Source organism: Aeromicrobium sp. CnD17-E (genome assembly GCF_024124745.1).
Lineage (GTDB): Bacteria > Actinomycetota > Actinomycetes > Propionibacteriales > Nocardioidaceae > Aeromicrobium.
The window spans coordinates 1-9,696 of record NZ_JAMXRU010000112.1 but is presented as its reverse complement, the minus strand read 5'-3'; the positions used below and the strand labels follow the sequence as shown (position 1 = coordinate 9,696).

Annotated in this window: 8 protein-coding genes; 3 read left to right on the top strand and 5 right to left on the bottom strand. The window is 72.4% G+C overall.

Going from position 1 to position 9,696, the window contains the following annotated elements:
• The 5 genes from NH339_RS15660 to NH339_RS15640 all read right to left on the bottom strand — a co-directional run.
• Positions 1 to 1,132, bottom strand: a 1,132-nt coding sequence (locus NH339_RS15660; protein WP_253026965.1) for a DEAD/DEAH box helicase, incomplete at its 3' end; no start/stop codon positions are given.
• 27 nt (positions 1,133 to 1,159) lie between these two features.
• Positions 1,160 to 2,056 (bottom strand): alpha/beta hydrolase, encoded by an 897-nt coding sequence (locus tag NH339_RS15655; RefSeq protein ID WP_253026964.1) that lies wholly within the window; start codon positions 2,054 to 2,056, stop codon positions 1,160 to 1,162.
• A gap of 1 nt (position 2,057) precedes the next feature.
• Positions 2,058 to 3,251, bottom strand: a complete 1,194-nt coding sequence (locus tag NH339_RS15650) for an acyl-CoA dehydrogenase family protein (protein WP_253026963.1) — start codon at positions 3,249 to 3,251, stop codon at positions 2,058 to 2,060.
• A 108-nt stretch (positions 3,252 to 3,359) separates the two neighbouring features.
• A complete protein-coding gene (locus tag NH339_RS15645) occupies positions 3,360 to 4,226 on the bottom strand; it encodes a DMT family transporter (protein ID WP_253026962.1) in 867 nt (288 codons plus the stop codon).
• Positions 4,227 to 4,349: 123 nt separating this feature from the next.
• Positions 4,350 to 5,735: a wax ester/triacylglycerol synthase family O-acyltransferase gene (locus tag NH339_RS15640; RefSeq protein WP_253026961.1), complete on the bottom strand. Its 1,386-nt coding sequence runs from the start codon at positions 5,733 to 5,735 to the stop codon at positions 4,350 to 4,352.
• Between the two features lie 113 nt (positions 5,736 to 5,848).
• On the opposite strand from NH339_RS15640, the gene NH339_RS15635 reads away from it, so the two are divergent.
• The 3 genes from NH339_RS15635 to NH339_RS15625 form a co-directional block, all read left to right on the top strand.
• Positions 5,849 to 6,949 (top strand): alpha/beta hydrolase, encoded by a 1,101-nt coding sequence (locus tag NH339_RS15635; protein WP_253026960.1) that lies wholly within the window; start codon positions 5,849 to 5,851, stop codon positions 6,947 to 6,949.
• A 103-nt stretch (positions 6,950 to 7,052) separates the two neighbouring features.
• Positions 7,053 to 9,479, top strand: a complete 2,427-nt coding sequence (locus NH339_RS15630; protein WP_308207090.1) for an FdhF/YdeP family oxidoreductase — start codon at positions 7,053 to 7,055, stop codon at positions 9,477 to 9,479.
• On the top strand, positions 9,476 to 9,696 hold a 221-nt coding region (locus NH339_RS15625; RefSeq protein WP_253026959.1), incomplete at its 3' end, for a molybdenum cofactor guanylyltransferase. The genes NH339_RS15630 and NH339_RS15625, both read left to right, overlap by 4 nt.

The following is a 9,696-nucleotide window of genomic DNA, read 5'->3' as shown; positions in this document are numbered from 1 at the left end:
TGCCGGCGCTGCGCGAAAGCACACGGTCGACCGGGGACCCGGCCCCGCTGACCCCACGCCGCGTGACGCGGAACCCGATGCCCGGCATGGCGCGGCGCAGGTCCTCGAGCACGCCGCGGTCGGCGTCGACGTCGCTGCGGGCGAGACAGCCGCGCACCCAGTCGTCGACGAGCCGGGCCCAGTCCTCGGCGGTCAGGTCGGTCCGGTGCTGCTCGCGCAGGACGGCGTCGCGCGGGAGGTCGAGCAGGTCGGCGTGCACGAGCCGGAGCACCGCCGTGGCCAGGCTCGGATCGTCGCGCTCGAAGGTGGTCCACGGGACGGGCAGCTCGTCGATCCTCCGGTCGAACCAGGTCAGCAGCGGCACGGAGCCGTACCCGGGGCTCAGCAGCTCGGTGGTCAGCTCGGCGAACCGCACCGCCGACGACGCGAGCCACGCCTCCTCCTCGGCGGAGGGCCGCACCAGCCAGGCCAGCTCGGCGAACGGGGCGAGGTCGCCCTCGCGGACCGCCGCCGGGATCGAGGCCTGGTAGGCGAGGTCGCCGAACAGCTCCTCGACCTGCTCGGCCTGTCGCCGCGAGAGCACGCCGGGCGGCGTGGCGGTGAGGCCGAGGACCAGCACGTCCTCGAGCGGGTCGAGCACCTCGCGCAGCAGCGCCCCCCAGGTCTCGAGGAGGTGGTGGCACTCGTCGAGCACGACGGTCAGCGGACCGGCCTCGCGCAACGCGGCCACGAGCGCGCGGCCGTTCTCGTGGAGCCGGTCCACGAGCGGGCCCGTCCCACGGGCCGACCCTGCGCCGTCGTCGTCCTCGTCGTCCGGCGAGAAGGTCGCGATCGCCTGGTAGGTCAGGACGGTCACGTCGGCGGCGAGGTCGCGGTCCGGGCTCGCGGACCCGAGGCCGTAGCGCGCCCAGGTGGCGATCCACTGCGCCTGGATCGCCGTGTTGGGCGCGAGCACGACGGCCCGGCGCCGCTCGGCGGCGAGCCGCGCCGCCACCAGCTCGGTCCCGAGCACGGTCTTCCCCGCGCCGGGCGGCAGCGACACCCATGACCTGCGCCGACCTGCGGTGCGCGCGCGCTCGACGGCGGCGAGGGCCTCGGCCTGGAAGCGGCGCAGCGCGAACGGGCCGGTCATGCGCCCATCATCGCCCGGCCGGCCGGTTCAGGTCGCCGGGACGTGCCGTCGCAGGAACGCGAGCTCGTCGCGCACCGTCGTCTCGAACTCCTCGCCGACGTAGATGTCGAAGTGTCCGGCGTCGCGGCGCACCACCTCGCCCCGCGGCGCCCTCTCGACGTGCTTGAGCGTGGCCCGCGCGGGCGCGACCGTGTCGCGCTCGCACACGACGAACAGTGCCGGGCAGCGCAGCCGACGCGCCTTCGCCCCGGGCCGGCCGAGCGCGATCTCGAGGGCCACGCGGGCGGCGACCTCGTTGCGGAAGGTCGAGTCCTCCTCCACCAGCGCCAGGTAGCCCGGCACGGCGTCGGGGGCGGTCATCAGCGCGACGGTCCCGGGCTCGCCCGCGAGCGGGACGTGGCGGGGAGGACGCCCGAACCAGCTGCCCACGAGGTCGCGGACCGCCCGCAGCGTCACGCGCAGCGACGTGAAGGGGGCGACGGCCAGGCTGGAGGCCAGCCCGTCGGTGTAGGGGCACTGCGACACGACGGCCGCGACCGTGGGGTCCGCGGCGCCCACCGCGATGACGTGCCCGCCGGAGAACGACGAGCCCCACAGCACGGTGCGGGCGGCGTCGACGCCCGGGAGCGTGCGCGCGAAGGCGACCGCTGCCGCCCAGTCCTGGCGCTGGCGGCGGACGGACAGCAGCTGGCGCGGCTGTCCGTCGCTGGCCCCGAAGTGGCGGTAGTCGAAGACCAGGCAGACGTACCCGGCGTCGGCGAACCGCTCGGCGAACGCGTCGAGCCGCATCTCCCGGACGCCGCCCAGGCCGTGCGCCATGACGATCACGGGGCGAGCGGCTCCCCCGTCGCCGTCCGGCCGGTAGAGCCAGGCGGCGACGGAGGTGCCCTGCGACGCGAACGTGACGTCCTCGCGCACGCTCATGTCAGAGCTTGTAGTCCTTGAGCAACGCGCGCCCGATGATCATCTTCTGGATGTCGGACGTGCCCTCGCCGATGAGCATGAACTTGACCTCACGCATGAGGCGCTCGATCTCGTACTCCTTGGAGTAGCCGTAGCCACCGTGGATCCGGAAGGAGTCCTCGACGACCTCGTTGGCGTACTCGCTCGCGAGCATCTTGGCCATGCCGGCCTCGACGTCCATGCGCTTGCCGGTGTCCTTCAGGCGTGCGGAGCGGACCATCATCGCGTGGATCGTCTCGACCTTGGTGGCCATCTCCGCGAGGCGGAAGAGGACGGCCTGGTGGTCGGCGATCTGCTTGCCGAAGGTCTTGCGCTGCTGCGCGTAGGCGATGCCCAGCTCGAAGCCACGGATGGCGAGCCCGCAGGCGCGGGCCGCGACGTTGACGCGGCCGACCTCGACGCCGTCCATCATCTGGAAGAAGCCCTTGCCCGGCTCGCCGCCGAGGATCTGGTCGGCGGAGATCTGGTGGTCCTCGAGGATGAGCTCGGTCGTCTCGACGCCCTTGTAGCCCATCTTGGCGATCTTGCCCGGCACGGTGACGCCCTGGGCGGTCTCGCCGAAGCCGGGCTCCTTCTCCACGAGGAACGTCGTCATGTTCTTGTAGACCGAGTCGGCGCCCTCGTCGGTCTTGCAGAGCACCGCGACGAGCGTCGAGGTGCCGCCGTTGGTCAGCCACATCTTCTGGCCGGTGATCGAGTAGGAGCCGTCGTCCTTCTTCGTCGCCTTGGTCGAGACGGCCGACACGTCGGAGCCGAGACCCGGCTCGGACATGGAGAACGCGCCCCGGACCTCGCCGACGGCCATCTTCGGCAGGTACTTCTGCTTCTGCTCCTCCGTGCCGTGCTGCTGCAGCAGGTAGGCGACGATGAAGTGGGTGTTGATGACGCCGGAGACGCTCATCCAGCCGCGGGCGATCTCCTCCACGACCAGCGCGTAGGTGAGCAGCGACTCGCCGAGTCCGCCGAACTCCTCGGGGATCGTCAGGCCGAAGACGCCGAGCTCCTTGAGTCCCTCGATGATCTCGGTCGGGTACTCGTCGTCGTGCTCGAGCTGCTGGGCGACCGGGATGATCTTCTCGTCCACGAAGTCGCGGATGGTCTCGAGGATCGCGGTCTGCTCCTCGGTGAGGTTCTCGGTGCTGGCGAGGCGTCCCATGCGTTGTTCCTCCGTCTCGTGGGTGACACGCCGACGATACCCGCGAGTAACGTCCAGCACCGCAGGACTCCCCGTGAGCCGTCGCACAGGGCGGCGGGAGCGGCGACGTCAGGCGACCGGCTCGACCGGCGTCCGCCGCGCCCGCACGACCACCGCGAGACCCACCAGCACGAGCAGGAGACCGACGTACACGCCCACCGGGGGCGCCTGGCCGAGGAACACCGCGGCCAGCAGGGCCGCGCCCGGCACCTCGAGGAGCAGGACGAGCGAGATGACGGTCGGGCTCATGACGGCCAGCAGGTGGTTGAACAGCGAGTGCCCCAGCAGCTGGGCACACACCGTGACCGCCGCCAGCAGCAGCCACACGTGCGCGTCGTAGCCCACGAAGGGCGCGCCGGTGGCGAGGCAGGCGACGGCGAGCACCGTGGCGCAGGTGCCGTAGCAGAAGGTGGTGTAGTGGGTCGTGCTGAGCCGGCGTCGCGCGGACTCCCCCGCCACCAGGTACAGCGCGGCGCCGAGCCCGCCGACGATCGCGAGCAGGTCGCCCAGGAGGGCACGGCGCGAGACCGTCAGGTCGACGCCGGACACGACCAGGACCCCGACCGACGCGACGACGCAGCCGAGCAGCACCGCGCGTCCCGGACGCACGCCGCGCAGCCGGTCCACGAGCACCACCCAGACCAGCTGGGTGGAGGTGAGGGCCGTCGCCGCCGCCACCGTCGTGAGCTTCAGGGCCCCGACCCAGGCGGCGAAGTGCACGGCCAGCATCACGCCCGCGAAGACCGTGCCGCGCAGGTCGGCCCAGCGCAGGCCCGTGAGCGCGGTGCGGCTGCGCACCGCGAACGGCGCGAGCACGACGGTCGCGGCTGCGTTGCGCCAGAAGGCGATGACGAGCGCCGGCGCCGCCGTGGCCGTCATGAGCGGCCCCGACGCGCTGACGCCCAGGAGGCCGACGACCGTGAGCAGGAGGGTCATGCGGGGTGCCGTCGCCCGGACCCGTGCACCGCCGAGCGACACCCTGCGGCGCCCTGGCGCCCGCTCCCTGACGTCATGGCCGCAGTCTAGGGGCCTCGCGGCCCGCTCCCCGTCGCCGGTGGATCAGCCCCAGGCGGTCTCCAGCTCGGCGAGCGACGTCTCCAGGTGGGTGAGCAGCCGCTGCAGGTGCGGCACGCTCGTGCGGCAGCCGATGATGCCGAAGTCGAGGTACTTGTCGCGGCTGCAGAGCGTGACGTTCACGGCCTGACCGTCGAGCACGATCGAGACCGGGTAGAGGCCGTCGAGCTGGGCGCCGTTGAAGTACATCGGCTGCTTCGGACCGGGCACGTTGGAGATGACCACGTTGAACGGCGGGTGCGTCATGCGCACGAAGCCGGGCACGGGCGTGAGCGCGAGCGGCGCCATCTGGAGCGCCGAGAAGGCAAGGATCTGGATCGGGGTGAGCCCGCCCAGGATCTTCTTCGCCCGCCGCGAGGAGTAGGCGATCTCCTCGAGGCGGGTGGGACCGTTCTCGACGTCGGTCGCGAGGTTGACCACGATGACCCCGACGGAGTTGCCACCGTCGCCGGCCTGGCCCGCCGACTCGGCCCGCAGGGCGAGCGAGACCGGGACCATCGCGGTCATCGGCTCGTCGGGCAGGGCGTTCTGCTCCAGCAGGTACTCCCGCAGCGCCCCCGAGACCATCGCGAGCACCACGTCGTTGAGCGTCGTCGCCGACGACTTCGCGACGCGGCGGATCCGCTCGATCTCCCACGACTGCGCGGCGAAACGACGCGCCCCGCCCACGGGACCGTTCAGGATGGTGCGCGGCGCCCGGGGCAGCGTGACGTCACCCTCGCGGACGATCTGGTTGACGATCTTCATCGACGCCGGCAGCAGCCCGGCGACGTCCTCGGCGACCGAGAGCCCGCCGCGCAGCAGGCCGAGCGGGTCCGGGAAGCGGCGCGCGACCTCCGTCGACGGGCGACGCCGCGGTGCGAGCGCCCACGGCGGCACGCAGTCGCGCGCGTCCGGGTCGTCGCTGAGGCTGCGCTGCAGCAGCCTCAGGGCCGACACCCCGTCGACCATCGAGTGGTGGATCTTGCTGTACACGGCGAAGCGCCCGTCCTGCAGGCCCTCGACGACGTGCGCCTCCCACAGCGGTCGGTGCCGGTCGAGCAGCGACCCGTGCCAGCGCGACGTGAGCTGCAGCAGCTCGCGGATGCGCCCCGGCGGCGGGACCGCCGAGTGCCGCACGTGGTAGTCGAGGTCGATCGCGCCGTCCTGGGTCCACCAGGTCTGACCGGCGAGGCCCACCGGCTCGGCCGGCCGCTTGCGGAACGTCGGCGAGACGTCCTGCACCGACCGGAAGCCCTCCACGAGCTCGCGCACGAACTCCGGTCCCGCGCCCTCCGGGGGGCGGAACAGCTGCAGCCCACCCACGTGCATGGGGTGCTCTCGGGACTCCGCCAACAGGAACATGGAGTCCGTGGGGGGCATGAAGGGCATGCGATCAATCTCCTGCGGCAGACGGGGCGGTGGCGCTAACGTAACGATTTCGTGTGGCGTAGGTCACCGGGTGTGACATATTCGTGAACGTCGCATGACGAGGGGAGAGGTCGATGGTCGGCACGAGGGAGCGCAAGAAGGCCCGGACGCACGGGGGCGGACACCTGTCCGTCGCCGCCGACGCGCGCTACGTGGAGGGTGCGAGCCTGCAGTCGCGAGCGCTCGGGCTGGGGCTGCGGCACACCGTGCGTCCCGTCCTCGACCTGTGGACCCGACTCCCCTTCGACCTGTTCCCGCCCAACCTGCTCGAGCACGCCGCGCGCCTGCTCCCCGTGCACGAGGGCACCAGCTGGCGCACCGTCGACCTCGCCCGCTGCGGCAGCGAGCTGCTCTCGGCCAAGGGCGTGCGCGACATCCACGGCGGCAACCCGCGCGTGATCCTCTACTTCCACGGCGGCGCCTTCCTGACCTGCGGCCTGAACACCCATCGTCGGCTCGTGTCCCGCATCTCGCACGCCTCCGCCCAGCCCGTGCTCAACGTGGGCTACCGCCAGATGCCCTACGAGCCCATCGCCGAGTCGGTGGCCGACGGCGTCGACGGCTTCCGCTGGCTGCTGGACCAGGGCTACCGGCCCGAGGACGTGACGATCGCCGGCGACTCCGCCGGCGGCTACCTGGCGTTCAGCGTCGCGCGGGCCGTGCTCGACCAGGGGCTCGGCCGCCCCGCGGGCGTCGTGGCCCTCTCGCCGCTGCTCGACGTGGACGCGTCGCGCAAGCGCCAGCACCGCAACGCCGACCGCTGCCAGACCTTCCCGCTGCGGGCGTTGGAGAAGTTCACCGACGTCGCGCTGCGCATGGACACCCGTCGAGGGATCAACGGCCAGCGGGTCTGCCCCGTCAACATGCCCCTCGAGGACATGCCGCCGGCGCTGATCCAGATCGGGTCGCGCGAGATCCTGCTCGCCGACGCGGAGCACATGGCCGCACGCCTGGTGCAGGCCGGGGTGCCGGTGGACCTGCAGGTCTGGGACCGCCAGGTACACGTCTTCCAGGCCGCGGCCTCGTGGGTGCCGGAGGCGCGCGCGGCGATCGAGGAGATCGGCGAGTTCGTCTCCGGCCTCGCCGGGCAGGAGTCCGGCGCCGGCGACTCGCTCACGACGGCGACCGCCACGGTCGGCGCCGCGACCCCGCGCACCGGCGTCGCCGCGGTCTGACCGCGCCTCGAGCCCTCGCGCGGGGGGCTCGTGCGACGGGCGCCTCGGTGGTCCAGCGGGTACGGTCGAACGTGACCGCAGGCACGCACCGGGAGGCAGCATCGTGAGCAACGGGACGGCAGGACCGGGCACCGCCCCGGTCGTCGAGGGGTTCGGCGCGCAGGACGACAGCGAGCTGGAGATCCACTCCCCGAAGGACGCAGCGGCCGGCGTCACGGCCGTCAAGGTGTCGATGGAGCGCGCGCTCTCCCACATGGGCCCCAAGCGCACCGCCCAGACGCTGCTCAAGCTCAACCAGGCGGACGGCTTCGACTGCACGTCGTGCGCCTGGCCCGACCCCGACCCCGACGCCCGTCACGCGGCCGAGTTCTGCGAGAACGGCGCGAAGGCCGTCGCCGAGGAGGCCACCACGGCGCGGGCGACGCCCGAGGTCTTCGCCCGCTACTCCATCGCCGAGCTCGACTCCCACGACGAGTACTGGCTGGGCCAGCTCGGCCGCATCACCCACCCGATGGTGAAGCGTCCGGGAGCCACGCACTACGAGCCCATCGAGTGGGACGACGCGTTCGCCCTCGTCGCCGAGCACCTCGACGGGCTCTCCTCCCCCGACGAGGCCGTCTTCTACACGTCCGGCCGTGCGTCGAACGAGTCGGCGTTCACCTACCAGCTTTTCGTCCGCGCGTTCGGCACCAACAACCTGCCCGACTGCTCGAACATGTGCCACGAGTCGACGAGCGTCGCGCTCGCGGAGTCGATCGGCATCGGCAAGGGCAGCGTGAGCCTGCGCGACCTCTACGACGCCGAGCTGATCGTCATCGCCGGCCAGAACCCCGGCACCAACCACCCGCGCATGCTCTCGGCGCTGGAGATCGCGAAGCGGCGTGGCGCGAAGATCCTCGCCATCAACCCGCTGCGCGAGGCCGGTCTCGTCAACTTCCGCAACCCGCAGAAGCCGAGGGGCGTCGTGGGTCGCGGCACCGACATCGCCGACCTGCACCTGCCCGTGCGCATCAACGGCGACCTCGCCCTGTTCCAGGCCTTCGGCCACCTGCTCGAGCAGTGGGGCGCGATCGACCGGGAGTTCGTCGAGCAGTACACCGACGGCTACGACGCGTGGGTCGAGCACGTGCGCGCCCTCGACTGGGACGTCGTGCTGGCCGCCACCGGCCTCTCCCGCGAGGAGATCGAGCGCGCGGCGCGGATGATCGAGGCCTCCGGCGCGACCATCTACTGCTGGGCGATGGGCCTGACGCAGCACCGCAACTCGGTGGCCACCATCAAGGAGGTCACGAACCTCGCGCTCGTCCGTGGCGACATCGGCAAGCGCGGCGCCGGCCTGTGCCCCGTGCGCGGCCACTCCAACGTGCAGGGCGACCGCACGATGGGCATCTGGGAGAAGTCGCCCGACACCTTCCTCGACGCGCTCCAGGCCGAGTTCGGCTTCGACCCGCCGCGCGAGCACGGGCTCGACGTCGTCGACGCCGTGCGCGCCCTGCGCGACGGCAAGGCCAAGGTCTTCATGGGCCTCGGCGGCAACTTCGTCCACGCCGTCTCCGACACCGACGTCACCGCCGACGCCCTGCGCAGCGCCGACCTCACGCTGCACGTGTCGACCAAGGTGAACCGCTCGCACCTGGTCACGGGCGACACCGCGCTCATCCTGCCGACGCTCGGACGCACCGAGGTCGACGAGCGCGCGACGGGTCCGCAGTTCGTCTCGGTCGAGGACTCCATGTCCTCGGTGCACGCGTCGCGCGGACCGCTCGAGCCCGCGAGCCCGCACCTGCGCTCGGAGACGGCGATCATCTGCGGCATCGCCCGGGCGACCCTGCGCCAGGACGACGGCACCGATCGCCACGGGATCGACTGGGACGCGATGGCAGAGGACTACAGCATCATCCGTGGCCACATCTCGCGCGTCGTGCCCGGCTGCGAGGACTACGAGCGCAAGGTCGACCGCCCCGGCGGCTTCGTGCTCCCCCACCCGCCGCGCGACTCCCGCACCTTCCACACCTCCACCGGCAAGGGCCGGATCGCCGTGTCGCCGGTCGAGGTCCTGCACGTGCCCGAGGGGCACCTGCTGCTGCAGACGCTGCGCAGCCACGACCAGTTCAACACCACGATCTACGGCATGAGCGACCGCTACCGCGGCATCGAGAACGGTCGACGTGTCGTCCTCGTCCACCCCGACGACATCGAGGCGCTCGGCTGGCGCGACGGCGACGTGGTCGACCTCGTCACCCACTGGACCGACGACGACGTCGACCGGGTGGCCCCCGGCTTCCGGATCGTCTCCTACGAGACCCCGCGCGGCACGGCGGCGGCCTACTACCCGGAGACGAACCCGCTGGTGCCGCTGGACTCCGTCGCCGAGCACAGCAACACGCCGACGTCGAAGTCGGTCGTCGTCCGGCTCGTCCCGACTGCCGTCGGCGGCGTGGGCGAGGGCGCCGACGGGACGCAGCACCCGGTCGGCGCGGACGGCGAGCACCGGTCGCACCCGCAGCCGGAGCCCCTGCACCTGTCGTGACCGCCTCCACGCCGAGCCGCTCCCTCCAGGCCGTGGTCCTGGCCGGTGGCACCAGCCAGCGCTGGGACGGCCAGGACAAGACGCAGCTCGTCGTCGGCGGCAGGCCGCTGCTCGACCACGCGCTCGCGGCGCTGCCCGACGACACCGACGTCGTGGTCGTCGGGCCGCCACGCCCCACGTCGCGCCCGGTGGGGTGGACGCGTGAGGACCCCGCCGG